Source organism: Shewanella sp. 8A (assembly GCF_023475945.1).
Classification (GTDB): domain Bacteria; phylum Pseudomonadota; class Gammaproteobacteria; order Enterobacterales; family Shewanellaceae; genus Shewanella; species Shewanella xiamenensis.
In genome coordinates this window covers 24,225-44,554 of the sequence record NZ_JAMDJP010000037.1, presented here as the reverse complement: position 1 = coordinate 44,554, position 20,330 = coordinate 24,225, and the positions used below count along the sequence as shown (strand labels likewise).

The following is a 20,330-nucleotide window of genomic DNA, read 5'->3' as shown; positions in this document are numbered from 1 at the left end:
AGCCAACTGCTCTACCGACTGAGCTAACGACCCATCTAGTGAACGCTGATTTTACACTTCAGTAAGTGGTGAATCATGAAGGATTTAAACCATTCGATTGATTGGTTAAAATCCAACTGCCCTAGCTTTATAACATAAGCGACTGAGCTAACGACTCATCTAAAAATTCTGAATTTTACACTTCCAGAAAAGTGGTGGGTCGTGAAGGATTCGAACCTTCGACCAATTGGTTAAAAGCCAACTGCTCTACCGACTGAGCTAACGACCCATCTAAGGATTCTGAATTTTACACTTTCAGAAAAGTGGTGGGTCGTGAAGGATTCGAACCTTCGACCAATTGGTTAAAAGCCAACTGCTCTACCGACTGAGCTAACGACCCATCTAAATACTCTGAGTTTTACACTTTCAGAAAAGTGGTGGGTCGTGAAGGATTCGAACCTTCGACCAATTGGTTAAAAGCCAACTGCTCTACCGACTGAGCTAACGACCCATCTAATCTACTACACTTCAAATACCGTTAACTTATTCTATTTACTAGAGTAAGTGGTGGGTCGTGAAGGATTCGAACCTTCGACCAATTGGTTAAAAGCCAACTGCTCTACCGACTGAGCTAACGACCCATATACTGGTATTTTGCGCCCCGAACGACCTCGCCGTTCCGAGGGCGCCTATAATACCTTTTTCATTTCCCCATGCAAGCGTAAATTCCCAATTTTTTGTCGTTTGCATGAAAAACAGACTAAGAGTATGTTTTTTAGTTAATTACGCTTTAATTGCAGCCAGTTGTTGCTGAGCAATGCGTGCTGCAGCGCTGTTGGCGTAGTCTTTTACTACCTGTTGGTAATATTGAGTTGCACCAGCTTTATCGCCCATTTTCTCTGCGATCATGCCAAGCTTCACTAAACTGTCACCACGTTTGTTGGAATCACTAAAACGGGTCACGACCGTATTGAAAACTTGCTTAGCTTCAGCAAACTCACTTTTATTAAACAGCAATTGTCCTAACCAATAATTAGCATTGGCGGCATAAACTGAATCTGGATATTGTTTAATGAAAGCGCGAAAGGCTGGGATTGCATCATCATACTTACGCTCTTTCAGCACGAGATTAACTGCACTTTCGTAGCTGGCCGTTTCACTTAAACTACTGGCGGCCGCATTCGCGGTTGCTGCTGCAGCGGCAGGAGTGGAAGGCACTGAAGCGGCTGGAGTCGCTGCTTTAGAAGATAAATTAGCAATTTCATCATAAAGCTGACGCTGGCGTTGCTGCATCTGCTCTATTTGATAATTTTGTTGTTCAGTCAAACCACGTAAGTCGAGAACTTCTTGCTGCAAAGTATCCAGACGGCGCTGCATATCAATTTCGCTTTGTTGTCTCGATTTTACAATGCGCTCTAAACGAGCAAGTCTGTCATCACCTGAACCACCAGCAAGGTCTTCAACAGGAGCAGGAGCTGCAATTGCAGCTCCTGCGCCGAAGAACATTGCCGTAATTAAGACGGCACGTTTCATCTCGTTACTCTCCGTAATTCAATCTTAGTAAACTAAAACTGCACGACGGTTTTTAGCAAAACCTTCATCGGTACGAGTGAAGTCAAGTGGCTTCTCTTCGCCATAGCTTACGATGCTCATTTGGCTTGGTTGTACACCCATGCCTTGTAAGTATTTAGCAACAGCTTTAGCACGACGCTCACCCAGTGCGATGTTGTATTCTGGCGTGCCACGCTCGTCGGCATGACCTTCAATCAATACACGAACACTTGGGTGCTCAACTAAATAAGTACCATGGGCTTCGAGGACAGCTGCATATTCAGTTTGAACTTCACTGCGGTCGAAATCGAAGTAAATAATGTGCTCTTTTCTCAACTGCTCGAGTTGCTGACGTTGTTGCTCTTCAGGCGACAACATTCCACCAATACCGCCCGTTTGAACACCACCATTGAGTTCACTACCAGAACCGCTTGTAGAGCCCATAGCATCAGTTTCTGATTCAGAAGTTGAGCTACACGCACTAATAGCCATAATTGGAAGTGCTACCAACATAGCTTTTAACAACTTGTTCAGATCCATTACTTGTTCCTTATAAAATTAAATGTTAATAAATCAAACTAATACACTAGAGAAACGGAGACCAAGAAGGTGATTTCACCTCGCCCTGACCTACCGGTAATCTCGCTTTAAAGCGTCCGTCCGTAGAAACAGCTGCTAAAACTTGCTTGCCTTGATACGTAGTGCCATAAATCACCATAGTACCATTAGGGGCCACACTTGGAGACTCGTCCAAACGTGTCGATGTCAGCACCTGCATAAAGCGCGTACTTAAATCCATACGTGCAATATTAAATTTACCATTTGTGCGATTCACAAAAATCATGCTGCGACCATCAGGGGTAATTGAACCACCTAAATTCCATTCACCTTCAAAGGTTTCACGGGTCACTTTGCCTGAATTTAAATCTACACGATATAACTGTGGTCTACCACCACGCTCGGAGGTAAACAACAATGACTTACCATCAGGGAACCAAGTTGGCTCGGTATCGATGGAATAGTGGTTGGTAATACGTTTAATCGCCTTAGTGGCAATATCAATGACATAAATCTCAGGTTGACCATCCTTAGAGAGGGTCACGGCCAATGATTTACCATCGGGCGAGAAAGAAGGCGCACCGTTAATGCCAGGAAAACTACTCACCTTAGTACGCACTTGAGTGTATAGGTCCTGAACAAAAATCTCGGCTTTTTTGTTTTCAAAACTCACATAAGCTAAACGACGGCCATCGGGTGACCACGCGGGTGACATCAAAGGCTCAGGAGAACGCAATAACATCTGCTCATTGTAACCATCATAGTCAGCGATCATTAATGAATAAGCCGCTTTTTGACTGTGGTTAACCAATACATAAGAAATGCGCGTCAAAAACGCACCACGAATACCGGTCAATTTTTCATAAACGATATCGCTTATACGGTGGCCATACTGACGAAACTGGGTCGCAGAAATCACGGTCTGACGACTATCCATCAAAAATTCAGTTGGACTTGCAGGACCTTTTAGTGCTTGGTTTTGTGCTTTAACCAAATCAATAAGATCAAAGCTCACCAAAAACTGATCCGTGCCGTAAGGCTTAACCGAACCAACCACAACGGCTTCTGCACTAACATTAGCCCAAGCATTGGCATCAAACTGTGCTAAGGCTCCAATACCACGTTGAGGTAACCCTAATTCATCTAAAGGTTTAAACGTACCGCTGCGCACTAAGTCAGACATAACCACATCGGCAATCGCCTGTGGTGGCGCACCAGCACCTTGCCATTGGAATGGCATCACAGCGATTGGTCGCGCCGCATCCACACCTTCGGTAATCACAATATCCAGCGCCGCTTTTGCCGGCATAGTACAAAGCAGAACTGCCAATGCTAACCATTTTGCCAAAATTTTCATGGGACTCCTTTAATTAAACGTTGGTTCAACGATTAAGTTAATTTCTTTCATCAAGTTATATACCGCAGGGTCTGGAGACACTGGTAACTTACCCGCTTTTAAAATCGCCGCTTTAGCTGCACGACACACATTCGGATCACCACCTTGTGTCTGACTGCTAATCACAAATCCATCATTCGCTAAACGCACAGAAACGGTACACGTTTTACCACGCATCGATTCATCAACCACAAGGTTACGCTGAATCGTTGATTTAATCATCGCGGTATACTTACCGACTTCCGTTTGCATCTGCTTATTCATGGTTTGCGATAAGGCAGCCTGCTCGGCGGCTAACGCATCAGCCATTTCCTGCTCTTGCAGAGCACGGGCTTCAGCATCCGCTTTGGCCTTAGCGTCTGCTTTTGCCTTAGCTTCGGCTTTTGCTTTCGCCTCTGCATCAGCCTTGGCTTTTGCCTCTGCTTTGGCTTTAGCTTCTGCCTCAGCTTTTGCCTTGGCTTCGGTTTCTTTCTGCTTACGGTCTGCCTCAGCTTTCGCGGCAGCGGCCTCTTCTACTTTACGTTTTTCCGCGGCTTTTTGAGCTGCATCTTCAGCAAGTTTACGTTCTTGCTCCTTCTGCTTGCGATCGGCTTCGGCTTTTTGTGCTTTTTCCTTTTCCTGTTGCTGCTTCACCTGCGCGGCTTTCGCGGCATCATTGGCCTTTTGGGTCTCAATTTCTTGCTGCTTACGTTCTTCCGCCAGTTTCTTCAACTGTGCTTGTTCACGCTCACGGGCTTGCTTTGCTTCCTGTGCTTTGCGTTCAAGTTCGGCTTGGCGCTCACGTTCTCGGCGCTCTGCATCGCGCTTTTCCTGCTTTAGCTTTTCAACTTGATTAGCGACTTGTTGCTGATCAACCATAACAGCTTTTACTGCAGGGGCGCTAACTTGTTGCACAGGTTCAGGTTTATGGGTGAAATCTATGCCAATGGCCAGAATAATTATCACGCCAATATGAATACCTGCTGAAATTGACAGAGGTAATGCAACATTTGAATTATCCGCCACCTATTTCTCCTTGGGTGAATCCGTCATCAAACCGACTGAGGGAACGCCTGCCTGTTGCAAGGTCACCATCAATTGGATCACGTTATCGTAAGGAATAGTTCTATCGGCTTTAACCACCACAGGACGTTCAGGCTCAGTCACCATAATCGCCGCCACGGCGGTGGCTAACTCTTCCAATTCCATTTCTTCGTTATTGGAACCGCCCTGATTAAGAAAATAAGTACCGTCGGCATCAATAGACGCCACAACCGGCGGCTTACTATCCGCGGGTAGCACTTCGGCCGCACCTTGCGGCAGCTCCACCTTCACCCCTTGGGTCACAATCGGCGCTGTTACCATGAAAATAATCAGCAACACGAGCATGACGTCGATGTAAGGCACCACGTTGATTTCGGCAACAGGGCGACGACGTTTACGCTGATAACCGACTTGCATTATACGCCTTCCTTCTCACTGTATGCTTGGCGATGCAGGATGCTAGAAAACTCTTCCATAAAGTTAGCGTAACCGATCTCCAGCTTTTCAACCTGAGTCGCAAAACGGTTATAAGCGATAACTGCTGGAATTGCCGCAAACAGACCCATAGCGGTAGCAATCAGTGCTTCTGCAATACCTGGCGCTACCATGGCTAATGTTGCGTTTTCCATCGAGCCAATTGCGATAAATGAATTCATAATACCCCATACCGTACCAAACAAACCGATATAAGGGCTAGTCGAACCAATGGTTGCCAATAAAGGTAAGTTAGCTTCTAACTTTTCTAATTCACGGGATAAGGTCACACGCATCGCCCGCGAAGTACCATCCATCACCGCATCAGGCACTTTGCTATTTAATTTATTCAGACGTGAATATTCTTTAAAACCCGTCACAAATAATGACTCTAAGCCCGTATTATCTGGACGAGCCGATAATTCTTTATACAGACGATTTAAATCGACGCCTGACCAAAATTTATCTTCAAATTTTGCCGATTTATTTTTTGCAGATGTCAATAAACTACGGCGTTGTAAGATCACCGTCCAAGACATTACAGACAAGCAAAGTAAAGTGAACATAACAAATTTCACTAATAAACTGGCTTGTAAAAATAACCCGACAATCGACATATCAGCTTGCACTGTCAAACTCCTGCACAATATTTAAGGGGATAGCTCGGGGCCGCATACGTGATAAGGCTACACAGGCTACTAGCACTGTGCCTTCACAATAACAGTCTCCCAGATGATCAACCAAACGTTGATGAAATACCAACGAGGCCTTTTTCAACTCTATGACCTTAGTTTCTACAATAAGGTTCTGTTCAAAACGTGCGGCTTTTTTAAAATCCAATTCCGCCCGCTTAACCACAAACGCCGTGTCATCGGCCAACAGTGCAGTCTGACTTACGCCTAAGGCTTTTAACCATTCGGTTCGCGCTCGCTCAAAAAAATTGAGATAGTTCGAATGATAGACAACGCCACCTGCGTCGGTATCTTCGTAATAGACTGAAATGGGCCAATTAAACGTCATGCGAAATCAGTAGATTTTGGTTGAAAAATTGACGCTACTATACCTAGGGAAACAAGACTTGTGAATGACCCGATGAAGATATAGATAGGGATAGCAGGGGTTTCAACGCAATTGAGGGATTTGTAAATAACAATGGGGCCAAACGACCCCATTTAATTAACATAGTTAGCTATTTTGCAAGGGTTTGCGGTAGTGACAAACCAAAGCTTTGCCACAGGAAGCTATAAATATCGGCAAACTCGTCGATCTTCATCGCGGTTGGTTTACCCGCACCATGTCCAGCATTAGACTCAATGCGCATTATCACGGGTTTATCGCCCTGCTGTTTTTCTTGCATCATGGCGGCAAATTTAAAGCTGTGTAGCGGCACAACACGATCATCGTGATCAGCCGTCATCACCATAGTTGCAGGATAAGCCTGCGCTTTAACATTATGGTAAGGCGAATAAGCTAATAATGCCGGGAACTGCTCTGCATTATCTGCACTGCCATATTCACTGGTCCAAGCCCAACCAATGGTAAACTTATGGAAGCGCAGCATATCCAGCACACCCACTGCTGGTAGTACGGCAGCAAACAGCTCAGGACGTTGCGTCACCGCGGCGCCCATCAATAAACCGCCATTACTGCGGCCATAAGCGCCTAACTTTGTAGTGTTGGTGTATTTTTCGTTGATCAGGTATTCGGCAGCGGCAAAATAGTCATCAAACACATTTTGCTTTTTATCGAACATACCTGCCTGATGCCAGCTTTCACCATAATCCGCGCCGCCGCGTAAACTTGGTACGGCGTAAATGCCGCCCATATCTAACCATGCGATGTTGGCAGGGCTAAAACGCGGCGTCATCGAAATCGCGAAACCACCGTAGGCATAGAGTAACGTTGGATTTTGGCCATTCTTCACAAGACCTTTCTTATAGGACAGCATCATCGGGACGCGAGTACCGTCTTTGCTGGTATAAAACACTTGCTCAGACACATAATTATCGGGATTAAATGACACCTGAGGTTTAGCCACAACGGTCGACTGCGCTGTTTTAAAATCAAACTTATAGGTGGTTTCAGGTTGAATATAGCTGTTAAAGACATAGTAGAAATAGTCTTTACTCGCCTTACCGAAAGGCCCGGCGACATTACCTTTACCTGGTAAAGTGACATCTTGACGCTTTTGGCCGCCCATACTGAAAATCGATAATTGTCCCAATACATCGTGTAAATAGCTGACGACTAAATGGTCATTGATAATAGCGACTTTATTAATGGGATCTTTTGATTCAGGAATAATGGTTTGCCACTGCGATTTCTCGCTATTACGGGTATCAATGGCAATCACTTTACCGTTAGGCGCATCTAAATCGGTTTTAAAATAAAATACCGAACCGTCATTACCTAAAAACTCATACTCTGCTTCGAGGTTAAGGATTAATTCCACCACCTGAGCTTTAGGTTCAAACAGTGATTTATAGAAAAAGCGATTACGTTTGTCCGTACCCTGCGAAATCGACAGCAGTAAATATTCGCCCTGCTCAGACACATCGATGCCAAATCCCCAATCTTTGTTTTGGGGGCGTTCGTAAATCAATAAATCTTGGCGCTGATCTGTGCCTAATTTGTGGTAATACACTTTTTGATTAAAGTTCACATCGGCCAGTAAATCCCCACCCGCTGGCGCATCGTAACGGGCATAGAAAACCCCTTGGTTTTCCTTATCCCATACCGCGCTGGAGAATTTAATCCAGTTGAGTTCATCTTTAAGCTTTTTACCAGTGGCAATATCAATAAACTGCCACTGCTGCCAGTCAGAGCCTGACTTAGACACTCCATAGGCTAAAATCTTACCGTCATTACTTACCGATACTCCAGACAACGCCACGGTACCATCGGCTGAGAAGCTATTTGGATCGAGCACGGCTTTCTCAACGCCATCTTTGCCTTTTACATAAAGGACCGATTGCGCTTGTAAACCATCGTTACGGTAATAAAACTGGTTATCGCCATTCTCGAAGGGGGCTGAAATCTTCTCGTAGTTCCACAGTTCAGTGATACGGTCAACCACGGCTTGTTTGTTGGGGATTTTTGCCAAGTAAGCTTGACCAAAGGCCTGTTGTTCTTTTACCCAGCTTTCGGTTTCTGGCGTGTTTTCTTCAAGATGACGGTAAGGATCCGCCACCGCAACACCGTGAAGAGTGTCGACTAAGGCGTCTTTTCTCGTTTCAGGGTAAACCAATTTGTTTGCGCTGACCTGCTGTGCGGCCTCTTCTGGCGTATTGCCACTCTGGCAGGCGGCCAACGCCATGCCCAATGTGGCTACTAATAAACCTTGCTGGGCAAGGCGAAATCTTAATGCCATCTTTTATCGTCCTTTTGGTGATGTCCGGCTTAACGCTCTTTTGCAGCAAGTACTATACAAGCAAAATTTTTCATGGCAATGCTGTAGCAAAAGATGAGGTTTTCTAGCGAAGAAGAAAGATTTAACAAACTGGTAGCAATGATGAGCTTATTGAAGTGTATTTTTATGCAGTAATTATGACTGACAAGTTATTAATCATGCTAAATAGTGACTTAAGTGAGGCAGATCACTTAATCAATCATTAGTTTTGCTAATGTATCGAGGCAATTTTTCTCGTTTGCTAGCCAAATAACAACACACTAAAATGTGCTTGTTTTCAGGAGATATCCGCTAGCGGATATTGAAAACAAAGAACTTTTAAACTGATGTCTTTTAAGTACTTCAGTTCATCCCTGGTTCTTATGCTTGACTTCCTTCCTTCAATTTGTTGATTGCAAATGCATTATTTTGCGGCCCGCTTAGATTAAGCGGGCTTTTTTTTACCCAGAATCAAACATCAAGCGACACTTATCGGCGTTCAGTATTTTTTGTTACATAAAAACCACTGGAGCCTCTCAATAAATGGCGCTTATTTGCGTGTCACTATCCGAATCAACAGACTGCCATAGTATTTTGACGCGAATACAAACAGCGTCAATAAACAACAATGCCAAGTCAGTAGACTTGGCATTGTTAGGTTAAGCTTTGATTTAGAGGGGCTTACTAATTCGGATCACAACTCGGCGGTTTAGCGCCCTTTCCTCAATATCGTCATTTGAAGCCACGTGACGCCGCTCGCCGTGACCCACAGTCACAATTCGATCTTGCGGTATACCGCTTGAGACAAAGAAATCTTTTACCGATTCAGCACGTTTGTCCGAGACTTTCTGATTCACTGAACGACCACCATAACTATCGGTATAAGCATCGACTAATACTAATTCTACATCTGGATCGTATGACAAATATTCCTGTATTCGCGTAAGCTGTTGCTGTGAGAAGCGAGTTAAATCCGTTCCCCCTTCATCATAATTAAGCACGGTAAAAGCAATATCTTCAAAGCTATAAGGCAATAGGTGCGATAAACACGCCTTAAACTCAGCATATTTTCGGCCAAAATTCGCGGCCGACAGCCCTACAGCAATTTTATTGGACTCATCATACCAATCGGCATAGTAAAATGTCGGCTCCATACCACGGCTTAGCTCGTTTAACATGGACCACGCGGCGCGTTTAGGCACTTCACCATTAAAATACTTTTGGTAACGTAACGAAGTGATTTCTTTTGACACCACACCTGGTCGCCATTTGGGAGCTCGGCTCATCAACTTGGCTTGGGTCACTTGATCAGGTTTTACCCACATATCCAAAGTGAAATTGAGATTTAATTGCTTACCCGCTTCACTGGTAAAAATCGCTTTACCGTAGGAAGGAATATCATGCTCAAGACGGCACACGATCGGACTGTTTTGACTGACTCGCCATTGGGATTCACCCAAAGAGGCCACATAGTGGCGCAACTCTGCCATTGCAGTTGCTGGAACGCATAAAATTGATACTAATATCAGTTTTCGCCACATAGCCCTTACTCGTGTTTATTCGGTTACGAGGTTTTATCGGCAAACTTTTTAGTTCCTTTAGCTCATAAAACCAGCAATCAAACATGACACATCCTAGTTCATTAAGCATAATAGCGCCCTGTGATTTTTCTTGGGTACTTTAATGAGCGATATTTGCGACGCAAACAAATTGAAACACCGATTTCGTGGCTACTTTCCGGTAGTGATAGATGTCGAAACCGCGGGCTTCAACTCTCAAACCGATGCGTTGCTGGAAATAGCCGTCACGCTACTGAAAATGGATGATGAAGGTGTGCTCGGGATTGATAAAACCCTGCATTTCAACATTGAGCCCTTTGAGGGTGCAAATTTAGAACCCGAGGCGCTGGCTTTTAATGGTATCGATCCCACCAATCCATTACGCGGTGCGGTCAGCGAAAAAGAAGCCTTTTTAGAAATATTTAAAGCCGTTAAAAAAGCCCAAAAGGCATCTGATTGTCACCGTAGTATTATTGTGGCGCACAATGCGGCCTTCGATCATGGCTTTGTGAGTAAGGCTATTGAACGTTGTGACTTAAAACGCTCTCCATTCCATCCGTTTGCCACTTTTGATACCGCGACGTTGGCAGGATTAGCGATTGGCCATACGGTATTAGCAAAAGCCTGTATTATGGCAGGCATCCCTTTTGACAATAAAGAAGCCCATTCTGCACTCTACGATACCGAGCGCACTGCTGAGCTCTTTTGTTATATCGTCAACCGCTGGAAATCTTTAGGTGGCTGGCCACTCTTAGCCACCAACGAACCTGATGATTCGGATAGCGAAGCATAGCTTTACCAACAATTGTCTAAAACAAGAAAGCTGCCAAAAGGCAGCTTTCTTTTTACCTAACTAAAGGTTTACAAATTACAGAGAGCTTGCGTTTTCAGCTAAGTAAGCCGCAACACCTTCAGTGCTTGCGTTCATACCTTTGTCGCCTTTTTCCCAACCTGCTGGGCAAACATCACCGTGCTCTTCGTGGAATTGCAGTGCGTCGATCATACGCAGCATTTCGTCAACGTTACGGCCTAATGGCAGATCGTTAACCACTTGGTGACGTACCATACCTTCTTTGTCGATCAGGAATGAACCACGGAAAGCCACGCCAGCTTCTGGGTGCTCAACATCGTATGCTTTACAGATGTCATGTTTAACGTCAGCAACTAAAGTGTATTTCACTTGGCCAATACCACCTTTTTCTACTGGGGTGTTACGCCATGCGTTGTGAGTGAATTGAGAATCGATAGACACACCGATCACTTCAACACCACGCTTAGTGAACTCTTCCATGCGGTGATCAAAAGCGATCAACTCTGATGGACAAACGAAAGTGAAGTCAAGTGGATAGAAAAATACCACTGCAGGCTTGCCTTTGATGGCTGCAGTTAAGTTAAAGCTATCTACGATTTCGCCAGAACCTAATACAGCTGCTGCAGTAAAATCAGGAGCCGGACGGCCTACTAATACGCTCATTTTATATCTCCATCTATGAGTTGAACTAACTATAAAAGTAAAACATCCCTTAAACACGCTTGCACATTTGTGCGAGTGTATTTGAGAGCGCTTACCAATCAAATCTTTAGGCATTATAAGTCGTGCGTTTTGCCTTACAACCTATTTAAGACCAATATCACATTTTTCAAGGGCATTTTGACGCTACTGCTTAAGGATAGAGCAATCTGTGCCATTGATAAGCGCTTTAGCCCACATTCATCTAACACTAAAAGCCCTCTCGATTCACATTTTCAGATATTTTTCAGATTAAGGCTCGGTAAACTGGACAGACACGGCCTTAGCAGTCGAAAATAACCCTTTTGGTTTACAGAATTAAGAATTTGTCTATGAATGCAGTCGTCATTGCTGTGTGTTTAATGTTAGCCCTTAGTTTGGCGAGGGTGAATGTAGTGGTCGCGCTCACCATCAGCGCCCTCGTTGCTGGTTTAGTCGGGGGAATGGATCTGCATCAAACGATTGATGCCTTCAATACAGGATTAGGTGGCGGCGCACAAATCGCCCTGAGTTATGCCTTATTGGGTGCATTTGCCGTAGCATTATCCCATTCAGGCTTGACGACGCTGATCTCCAACTCGATCATTAAAAGCCTTGGCCAAGAACCTAATCCGACCAACACTAATTGGGTGCGCTGGTTACTGCTGTTATCCCTGCTCGTGATGTCGATGGCCTCGCAAAATATCCTGCCGATCCATATCGCCTTTATTCCGATACTCGTGCCGCCGCTGCTGCATGTGATGACCAAGCTGCATATCGACCGCCGTTTGGTCGCCTGCGTGCTGACCTTTGGCCTTGTCACTACCTATATGATTTTACCCGTGGGCTTTGGTGGTATTTTCTTAAATGATATTTTGCTGTCAAACCTCACCAGCAACGGCTTAGTCGCTGTGCGTGACCAAATCCCCCCTGCCATGTTGATCCCCGCAGCGGGCATGGTGGTCGGTTTATTGATCGCCGTATTTGTTAGCTATCGCAAGCCAAGGGTATACGATGAAACTAAAGTGCTCAGTGCCGAGCCCGAAGAGACGCTCAATAAGCGCAATATCGCTATCGCAGCGGTAGCAATTCTTGCAACTTTATTTGTACAGCTTGAGACTGATTCGATGATCTTCGGCGCTTTAGTCGGCTTTATGATCTTTAGTTTCTCTGGCGCCCTAAAACACGTTGCTGACCAAGATATCTTTACTCAGGGCGTGCGCATGATGGCCAATATCGGTTTTATCATGATCTCCGCCGCAGGTTTTGCCGCAGTAGTGAAAGAAACTGGTGAAGTTGGCACCCTGGTTTCATCATTGAGTAGTCTGATTGGCGACAATAAAGCCCTCGCCGCCTTTTTGATGTTAGTCGTTGGACTATTAATTACTATGGGTATTGGCTCATCTTTCTCGACCATTCCGATTATCGCGACCATTTATGTGCCCTTTGCGCTAAGCTTTGGCTTTTCAGTACCCGCAACTATCGCGTTAGTCGGGACTGCTGCTGCGTTGGGCGATGCAGGCTCGCCAGCGTCGGACTCAACATTGGGTCCCACATCGGGTTTAAATGCCGATGGTCAGCACGACCATATCCGCGACAGCGTGATCCCCACCTTTATTCATTACAATATTCCACTGTTAGTATTTGGTTGGATTGCCGCCATGGTGCTCTAAGCGTAGGAAAGACATATAAACATAAGCAAAAGCGTGGTAATGCCACGCTTTTTTTATGCTAGGGATTTAAGCATTGAGTATTAGAACGTTACCGCAAAACATCATTTTCATCATCGGATCTTTTTTGTGTCTTATCCGCGTATAACGCCTTATCTGCCGCCAGAAATACCGCCTCAAAGGATAGGCAATCCATTGAATCTGCGACACCACAAGAAACAGTTAGCATATTTAAAAAATGTCGCTGCCGAATGTTATCTTTAAGTCTATCCGCAAGTTGTTGTGCTTTATCAATAGGACAGTTGGCTAAAATCACTACAAACTCATCACCGCCAGTACGGATAATAATGTCGTTTTCCCGAAAAACGGCTCGCATCGCTTCGACAATTTGCATTATTGCCAAATCACCTAATTGATGACCATGGGTGTCGTTAATCGTTTTTATTTTATCGCCATCAATACAAATCACAGCATATTGAGACGCAGTTGCAGCCTTAAAAATAAGTGTTTCATAGATTTTTTTATTGTAGGTCTTCGTAAATGGATCCAACAGCATAGCTTCAGAAAATTGCTGACGCTCAGTACGTAACTGCTTGAGACGCATAAATTTAAGTTGGAAAATAATTGTTAAGCCCGACAGCAATAACCAAAGAGGCAAATATTGCATAAAAAACCTTAACGTACTGATTTTGTATGTTAAAACACTCTGATTATCTAAGTGATTACTCATAGCATAAAACAGAAAGTTGGGCGTGATCCGTGTCCAAAAACTATCTCCGCTAATGACAATCTCAGTGCCATAAGCCGAGTTCTGAGTTTCAAACACTTTTCTTTGCATAAAATCCGTTGCCATAAATGATGTATCAGCAATCACATCCCCCCAAAGATGCTCAGGCGCATGTGAGGATGAAATGGGCGCCGCCATAGAAAGAATAATGTTTTCCGTTACTTCATCACGATAAGGAACGGATAGCACAATATCATCAACTAAGGAGTCAGCAGAGGCATCCTTACTGCAATAATGCAGCCGTTGGCAAAACTCATTGGTGAAAGAATTTTCGTGTATTAGGCGACTTTTCACCTCTTCAGGAATCGTGGAGGCAAAATATAGCGCATTACTTTTGTATAGACCGATATATATAAACGCACTTCTGACAGGATTCTTATTATTTGAATATAAATAGTCAAAATAGCGCAGGATCAGCTCTTCTTCTGGTGATAAGGCACCGCCTGAAGGCAATAATAAGCGGGAGGAATCAAGCTTAAATGGTGTAAGTAGCGCACTATCAAAATCAATAATATCGTGTAAAGATAAGCTCTTACCAAGCAACTCTAAATAACTTGGCACCACGTGTTTCGCCCGTACAAATTTGACAAATGCCCTGTGTTCTTTCTCTATTCGCAAGGGTAAAAGGACCAGCAGTAACACAACAAATATCAAGGTAGCCAATGAACAAGATTGGCGAACAAGTGACCAACTTAGTTTTGAAACCATCATAATCCCCGATGATGACCTGAGTTAAATCGATTTATTGCAAACCTACTGCGCCGCGCAAACGCATTCTGTCAAAAATTAATCTTATCGTTAACTGTAGAACGAGTCGGCAAAAATGGAATCATAAAAAACAAAAAGGGAGCCTAAGCCCCCTTGTCAAATCGAGATAGCATTTAAGCCATCAGAACATTATTTAGTCCCAAAAATCTTATCGCCCGCATCACCTAAACCAGGCAGGATATAGCCCTTCTCGTTTAAGCATCTGTCGATTGCGGCAGTATACAGCTCAACATCCGGGTGAGCCGCTTCAAGGGCTTTGAGCCCTTCGGGCGCGGCAACTAACACTAAGGCTTTAATTGAGGTACAACCGCGTTTTTTCAGCAGGTCGATAGTCGCAATCATCGAGCCACCAGTTGCCAGCATGGGGTCAACAATCAGCGCGATACGCTCGTTCATGTCGCTGGCCAGCTTTTCAAAATATGGCACAGGTTCTAGGGTTTCTTCGTCGCGGTAGATACCCACAACCGAAATACGCGCACTTGGAATATGCTCAAGTACACCGTCCATCATGCCTAAACCCGCACGCAGGATAGGCACAACAGTCACTTTCTTGCCTTTGATCTGATCCACATCTACCGGACCATTCCAGCCTTCAATCGTAACAGTTTCGGTTTCGAAATCTGCGGTAGCTTCATAGGTTAACAAGCTGCCGACTTCAGCGGCTAGCTCACGGAAACGTTTAGTGCTAATGTCACCTTCACGCATTAAGCCGATTTTGTGACGCACTAACGGGTGTTTAACCTCGACAACTTTCATTTTTCTCTCCTACTATTGTTCGCGAATTATCTTAGGCAAATTTTTCAGATTTTAGATGATTTGTTTATTGGGTAAAACATAAAGTTTTTCCATTCGGACTAATCGTGAGCAATATCGCAAGAATTATTGCTTATCGCTTAAGATACGCCCACTAACACACTATTTTATGACCAATCACTAGATTGAAAATGTGAAATATCCCCCTGTGAAGCTAAAAAAACTTCAGAGATACTGATAAATCCAAATCATGACTTTCGACCCCTAGCACAAGCTGATAGAATACCGCCGCATAAAAATCCAATAACGATGTACCCGAGAGGATCCTCCGTGAGCACTCCTACCCCACTGAGCTATAAAGACGCTGGCGTTGATATTGATGCTGGTAATGCACTGGTAAATAACATTAAAGCGGCTGTTAAACGTACCCGTCGTCCAGAGGTAATGGGCAACTTAGGTGGTTTTGGCGCATTGTGTGAATTACCCACTAAATACAAGCAACCTGTTTTAGTGTCAGGCACCGATGGTGTTGGTACTAAATTGCGTTTAGCTATCGATTACAAAAAACACGACACAGTCGGTATCGACTTAGTGGCCATGTGTGTGAACGATTTGATCGTTCAAGGCGCTGAGCCATTGTTTTTCCTCGATTACTATGCAACAGGCAAGCTCGATGTTGAAACAGCAACTTCTGTTGTTAACGGCATCGGCGAAGGTTGTTTCCAATCTGGTTGTGCGTTAATCGGCGGCGAAACCGCTGAAATGCCAGGCATGTATGAAGGTGAAGATTACGACCTCGCAGGTTTCTGTGTGGGCGTGGTTGAAAAGGCCGACATCATTGACGGGAGTAAAGTGGCCGCGGGTGATGCACTGATCGCCTTAGCTTCAAGTGGTCCTCATTCAAATGGCTATTCATTAGTTCGTAAAGTATTAGAAGTCAGCCAAGCGGACCCTCAACAGGATCTCAATGGCAAGCCATTGATCCAACATCTGTTAGAACCAACCAAAATTTACGTTAAATCATTGCTCAAGCTGATCGAAGCATCAGACGTGCACGCAATGGCGCACATCACTGGCGGTGGTTTCTGGGAGAACATTCCTCGCGTACTGCCTGAAAACTGCAAAGCCGTTATTCAAGGTGATTCATGGCAATGGCCAGCTGTTTTCAATTGGTTAATGGAAAACGGTAACATTGCAGAATATGAAATGTACCGTACCTTTAACTGTGGTGTCGGCATGATCGTTGCGCTGCCAGCCGATAAAGTGGATGCCGCACTTGCGCTGCTGGCAGCGGAAGGCGAACAAGCATGGCTTATCGGTGCTATCGCTGCTCGCGAAGGCAATGAAGAGCAAGTGGAGATCCTGTAATGCCCCAAAGCTGTCGTGTAGTTGTATTAATTTCCGGAAATGGCAGTAATCTTCAAGCCGTTATCGACGGTTGTGACGATAATTTGCAAGCCGAAGTTGTCGGAGTGATCAGTAATAAACCCGATGCCTACGGCCTAGTTCGTGCCCATCATAGTGAAATTGATACCAGCTGCGTGATTGCTCGCACAGGTGAATCTCGCTCTGATTACGATGCACGGTTAATGGCTGCAGTTGAACAATACCAACCGGATTTAATCGTGTTGGCTGGATTTATGCGCATTCTAACCGATGAATTCGTGAATCATTATTTAGGTCGCATGATCAATATCCACCCTTCATTGCTGCCCAAATTTACCGGATTACACACCCACCAACGTGCCATTGATGCCAAAGAAACAGAACATGGCGCAAGTGTGCATTTTGTTACCCCAGCGCTAGATGCTGGTCCGGTGATTTTACAGGCGAAAGTCCCAGTTTATGAAGACGATACCGCAGAGATGCTCGCTGCGCGTGTCCACGAGCAAGAGCATGCTATTTACCCCCTAGTGGTGAAATGGTTTAGCCATCAACGCCTAAAAATGCAAGACGGCCAAGCCTATCTTGATGGCACGCTCATCGGCCCTAATGGCTACGCACCCGATTAATCTCTGAATATTGGAAGAAGAGACCTTAAAGGTCTCTTTTTTTTGGGCTATGACATACAAAACCATTGTTTTATGGACTAATGTGGCATTAGATAAGCTAACGAAAAGTGATTTTGTTCGGCATAAAAGAGATTATTAGATGAAAAATATTATCTGCGATATCGATGGTGTACTCCTGCACGACAATAAGCTGATCCCCGGCAGTGATAAATTTATCCAGCGCATTCTCCAGCAAGGCAATCCCCTTGTCATTCTCACTAACTATCCGGTACAAACAGGCAAAGATCTGCAAAACCGCCTTAGCGCAGCGGGGATAGACATCCCGGAGGAATGTTTTTATACCTCGGCCATGGCTACCGCCGACTTTTTAAAGCACCAAGAGGGCAGTAAAGCCTTTGTTATCGGTGAAGGCGCCCTCACCCATGAGCTCTACAAGGCTGGTTTTACCATTACCGACATTAATCCCGATTTTGTGATTGTTGGCGAAACCCGTTCCTACAATTGGGATATGATCCATAAGGCCGCCGGATTTGTCGCCCGTGGCGCCCGTTTTATCGCCACCAACCCCGACACTCACGGCCCCGCTTACAGCCCCGCCTGCGGCGCCCTGTGTTCACCGATTGAGCGTATTACCGGCAAAAAGCCTTTCTACGTCGGTAAACCGAGTTCATGGATTATCCGCTCGGCGCTCAATCATATTGACGGTCACTCCGAAAATACCGTGATCATCGGCGACAATATGCGTACCGATATCTTGGCGGGCTTCCAAGCCGGACTTGAAACCATTCTGGTTACCAGCGGCGTAAGTAAACTTGAAGATATCGATAAAGAACCTTTCCGCCCAAATCATGTTTTCGCCTGTGCCGGCGATATCGATGTCGTTTAAGCATCAAACTGCCAGCTTCTCAGCACCTTAGCGTGCTGAGAAACACCACTGACCTTAACATTAAGTAACATATTTGCCGTTGGACTTCCCTTGTACCCCATTGTCGCTTGCTTCATGATAAGGCACGACATACCCCTTCAATATTCGCGTTAAACACGCCCTAAAAATAACAGTAGGATCAACCTATGCGACGTTTGTATCCGTTTTGCGCACTAGCCTTGCTCAGTGCCTGTAGCCCCAACTCGGCCCAGCCCGATGCCAACAGCAGTGCCGCACTGAAACCCGTGCAAATGAATGAAGCACGTTTTAGAGACGATATTAAAAACCTGTCTTCCGATGAGTTTGAAGGCCGTGCCCCAACCACTCAGGGTGAAAAACTCACCTTGGATTATTTATCCAAGGCCTTTGCAGAGATGGGACTTAAAGGTGCTTACCAAGGTAGCTTTTTACAACCTGTGCCTATGGTGAGCTATACCGCAGATGAAGCACAGCAAGTCACGCTAGCTGGATTACCCTTTAAATACCGTCAAGATCTGGTGCTCAGTAGTCGCCATGATAACGGTGGTATTAACATTGAAAACGCGCCATTGGTATTTGTTGGCTACGGTGTTAATGCACCTGAATATGGCTGGAACGATTACCAAGATGTGGATATGAAAGGTAAAATCGCAGTCATCTTAGTGAACGATCCCGGTTTTGCCCGCCCAGACTCAGGCAAATTTAATGGCAAAGCGATGACCTACTACGGCCGCTGGAGTTATAAATTTGAAGAAGCTAGCCGCCAAGGCGCACTCGGCGCGCTGCTGATCCACGATACTGAGCCTGCATCTTATCCTTGGTCTGTTGTCGAAAACAGTTGGACGGGGCCACAACAGGATTTAGTGCACAGCAAAGCTGAGCAGGATAGCCGCGTCCAAGTTGAAGGTTGGTTAACCTTAGATACCGCCACAAAACTGTTTGAAAAGGCTGGCCTATCACTTCCAACTCTCATGGCTCGCGCTGCCGATAGCCCAATTAGCTTATCCCTAGAGCAAACGGCCAGCATCGCCTTTAAAAACAAAGCGGAATATGCCAACAGCTATAACGTCGTCGCCACCCTTCCTGGCACCAAGCAAGTAGATGAGCAAATCCTGTTTACTGGCCACTGGGACCATATTGGCAAAGATGACAGTAAAGAAGGCGATAAAATTTACAACGGTGCCATGGACAACGCATCGGGTATTGCGGGCATTTTAGAAATCGCCAGACAACTCGCCGATAACGCTAAACAGGGCCACGGCTTAGCTCGCTCGGTGACCTTTATCGCCACCACGGGCGAAGAGCAAGGGTTGCTTGGCTCACGTTATTATGCCGCTAATCCTATCTACCCCATTGATAAAACCGTGGCAGTGCTAAACCTAGATAGCACCAATATCTATGGAAAAACCAAGGACTTCACTATCGTCGGTAAAGGCAAGTCCGAGCTTGAAAACTACTTAATCGATGCCGCCAAACAGCAAAACCGCATTGCTTTGGGTGAAAAGAATCCTGCATCGGGCGGTTTCTTCCGCTCTGACCACTTCAGCTTCGCTAAACTCGGCGTTCCTGCGGTCTTTGCCGGTGGCGGTAGTGAGCCTATCGATGCGGCAACCGCGGACTATAAGACTCAAATGCAAGCAACCATGAAGGGCTGCTATCACAATGTCTGCGATGAATATCATGAAGACTGGGATTTGAGTGGTGCGATTCAAGATCTGGAAATTTACTATCAAGTGACTCGCAGCTTAGGCAACAGCCAAGATTGGCCAGGCTATTATCAAGGTACTGAGTTTAACAGCCTGCGTCCCGCCAAAACAGAACTTGCCACGACCGCAAAGTAAGCGGCTTAAGCAAAGGGATTAATCGCTAAAAAATCTAATAAGGCACCTTGAAGGGTGCCTTATTATGTTATGAGTATTTTATGAGCCGCCCCACTTTACGCTCACTGTTGACCTTGACTGTAGCAACACGGGCAATAACTGCCGATATGCTGCTTATAAAATCAGCGATTATGACGCT

At 45.2% G+C, this 20,330-nt stretch carries 18 protein-coding genes and 5 tRNA genes; 6 read left to right on the top strand and 17 right to left on the bottom strand.

Annotated elements, in window-relative coordinates; translation table 11 throughout:
- Positions 1-66: 66 nt before the first annotated feature.
- The 14 genes from M0413_RS19890 to motY form a co-directional block, all read right to left on the bottom strand.
- A tRNA-Lys gene (locus tag M0413_RS19890) sits at positions 67-157 on the bottom strand.
- 35 nt (positions 158-192) lie between these two features.
- Positions 193-268, bottom strand: a tRNA-Lys gene (locus M0413_RS19885).
- A gap of 35 nt (positions 269-303) precedes the next feature.
- Positions 304-379 (bottom strand) — tRNA-Lys (locus M0413_RS19880).
- Between the two features lie 35 nt (positions 380-414).
- Positions 415-490, bottom strand: a tRNA-Lys gene (locus tag M0413_RS19875).
- Positions 491-544: 54 nt separating this feature from the next.
- Positions 545-620 (bottom strand) — tRNA-Lys (locus tag M0413_RS19870).
- Between the two features lie 142 nt (positions 621-762).
- Positions 763-1,512: a tol-pal system protein YbgF gene (ybgF, locus tag M0413_RS19865; RefSeq protein ID WP_037419433.1), complete on the bottom strand. Its 750-nt coding sequence runs from the start codon at positions 1,510-1,512 to the stop codon at positions 763-765.
- A gap of 24 nt (positions 1,513-1,536) precedes the next feature.
- Positions 1,537-2,070, bottom strand: a complete 534-nt coding sequence (pal, locus tag M0413_RS19860) for a peptidoglycan-associated lipoprotein Pal (RefSeq protein WP_037419429.1) — start codon at positions 2,068-2,070, stop codon at positions 1,537-1,539.
- A gap of 46 nt (positions 2,071-2,116) precedes the next feature.
- The gene (gene tolB / locus M0413_RS19855; RefSeq protein WP_249555377.1) at positions 2,117-3,445 is read right to left on the bottom strand and encodes a Tol-Pal system beta propeller repeat protein TolB; all 1,329 of its coding nucleotides are present in this window, start codon (positions 3,443-3,445) and stop codon (positions 2,117-2,119) included.
- A gap of 9 nt (positions 3,446-3,454) precedes the next feature.
- On the bottom strand, positions 3,455-4,489 hold the full coding sequence (gene tolA / locus M0413_RS19850; protein ID WP_069455155.1) for a cell envelope integrity protein TolA: 1,035 nt from the start codon (positions 4,487-4,489) through the stop codon (positions 3,455-3,457).
- Positions 4,490-4,924 carry a protein TolR gene (gene tolR, locus M0413_RS19845; RefSeq protein WP_037419420.1) on the bottom strand — a complete coding sequence of 145 codons (435 nt, stop codon included), beginning with the start codon at positions 4,922-4,924 and terminating at the stop codon, positions 4,490-4,492.
- Positions 4,924-5,610 (bottom strand): protein TolQ, encoded by a 687-nt coding sequence (tolQ, locus tag M0413_RS19840; RefSeq protein ID WP_037419415.1) that lies wholly within the window; start codon positions 5,608-5,610, stop codon positions 4,924-4,926. Before tolQ ends, tolR begins: the two co-directional genes overlap by 1 nt.
- Positions 5,600-6,001: a tol-pal system-associated acyl-CoA thioesterase gene (ybgC, locus tag M0413_RS19835; RefSeq protein ID WP_011072691.1), complete on the bottom strand. Its 402-nt coding sequence runs from the start codon at positions 5,999-6,001 to the stop codon at positions 5,600-5,602. Before ybgC ends, tolQ begins: the two co-directional genes overlap by 11 nt.
- A 169-nt stretch (positions 6,002-6,170) precedes the next feature.
- On the bottom strand, positions 6,171-8,351 hold the full coding sequence (locus M0413_RS19830; protein ID WP_249555375.1) for a prolyl oligopeptidase family serine peptidase: 2,181 nt from the start codon (positions 8,349-8,351) through the stop codon (positions 6,171-6,173).
- A gap of 689 nt (positions 8,352-9,040) precedes the next feature.
- Positions 9,041-9,910 (bottom strand): flagellar protein MotY, encoded by an 870-nt coding sequence (gene motY / locus M0413_RS19825; RefSeq protein ID WP_037419408.1) that lies wholly within the window; start codon positions 9,908-9,910, stop codon positions 9,041-9,043.
- A gap of 142 nt (positions 9,911-10,052) precedes the next feature.
- On the opposite strand from motY, the gene rnt reads away from it, so the two are divergent.
- Positions 10,053-10,721 (top strand): ribonuclease T, encoded by a 669-nt coding sequence (gene rnt / locus M0413_RS19820; protein WP_069455157.1) that lies wholly within the window; start codon positions 10,053-10,055, stop codon positions 10,719-10,721.
- Positions 10,722-10,796: 75 nt separating this feature from the next.
- Here the strand turns inward: rnt and M0413_RS19815 are convergent, their stop codons facing one another.
- Positions 10,797-11,402: a peroxiredoxin gene (locus M0413_RS19815; RefSeq protein ID WP_011623136.1), complete on the bottom strand. Its 606-nt coding sequence runs from the start codon at positions 11,400-11,402 to the stop codon at positions 10,797-10,799.
- A gap of 368 nt (positions 11,403-11,770) precedes the next feature.
- Here M0413_RS19815 and M0413_RS19810 point away from each other — a divergent pair, with 368 nt between their 5' ends.
- Positions 11,771-13,090, top strand: a complete 1,320-nt coding sequence (locus tag M0413_RS19810) for a Na+/H+ antiporter family protein (protein WP_249555373.1) — start codon at positions 11,771-11,773, stop codon at positions 13,088-13,090.
- A gap of 88 nt (positions 13,091-13,178) precedes the next feature.
- On the opposite strand, the gene M0413_RS19805 is transcribed toward M0413_RS19810, so the two are convergent.
- Both M0413_RS19805 and upp read right to left on the bottom strand, forming a co-directional pair.
- Positions 13,179-14,582, bottom strand: a complete 1,404-nt coding sequence (locus M0413_RS19805) for a GGDEF domain-containing protein (protein WP_249555371.1) — start codon at positions 14,580-14,582, stop codon at positions 13,179-13,181.
- A 189-nt stretch (positions 14,583-14,771) separates the two neighbouring features.
- A complete protein-coding gene (gene upp / locus M0413_RS19800) occupies positions 14,772-15,398 on the bottom strand; it encodes a uracil phosphoribosyltransferase (RefSeq protein ID WP_023267861.1) in 627 nt (208 codons plus the stop codon).
- A 327-nt stretch (positions 15,399-15,725) separates the two neighbouring features.
- On the opposite strand from upp, the gene purM reads away from it, so the two are divergent.
- From purM to M0413_RS19780, 4 genes are all read left to right on the top strand, one after another.
- Positions 15,726-16,763 (top strand): phosphoribosylformylglycinamidine cyclo-ligase, encoded by a 1,038-nt coding sequence (gene purM / locus M0413_RS19795; protein ID WP_133178131.1) that lies wholly within the window; start codon positions 15,726-15,728, stop codon positions 16,761-16,763.
- On the top strand, positions 16,763-17,407 hold the full coding sequence (gene purN / locus M0413_RS19790) for a phosphoribosylglycinamide formyltransferase (protein WP_249555369.1): 645 nt from the start codon (positions 16,763-16,765) through the stop codon (positions 17,405-17,407). Before purM ends, purN begins: the two co-directional genes overlap by 1 nt.
- 139 nt (positions 17,408-17,546) lie before the next feature.
- Positions 17,547-18,293 carry an HAD-IIA family hydrolase gene (locus tag M0413_RS19785; protein ID WP_037419391.1) on the top strand — a complete coding sequence of 249 codons (747 nt, stop codon included), beginning with the start codon at positions 17,547-17,549 and terminating at the stop codon, positions 18,291-18,293.
- Between the two features lie 185 nt (positions 18,294-18,478).
- On the top strand, positions 18,479-20,152 hold the full coding sequence (locus M0413_RS19780; RefSeq protein ID WP_055648384.1) for a M28 family metallopeptidase: 1,674 nt from the start codon (positions 18,479-18,481) through the stop codon (positions 20,150-20,152).
- Positions 20,153-20,330: the final 178 nt, after the last annotated feature.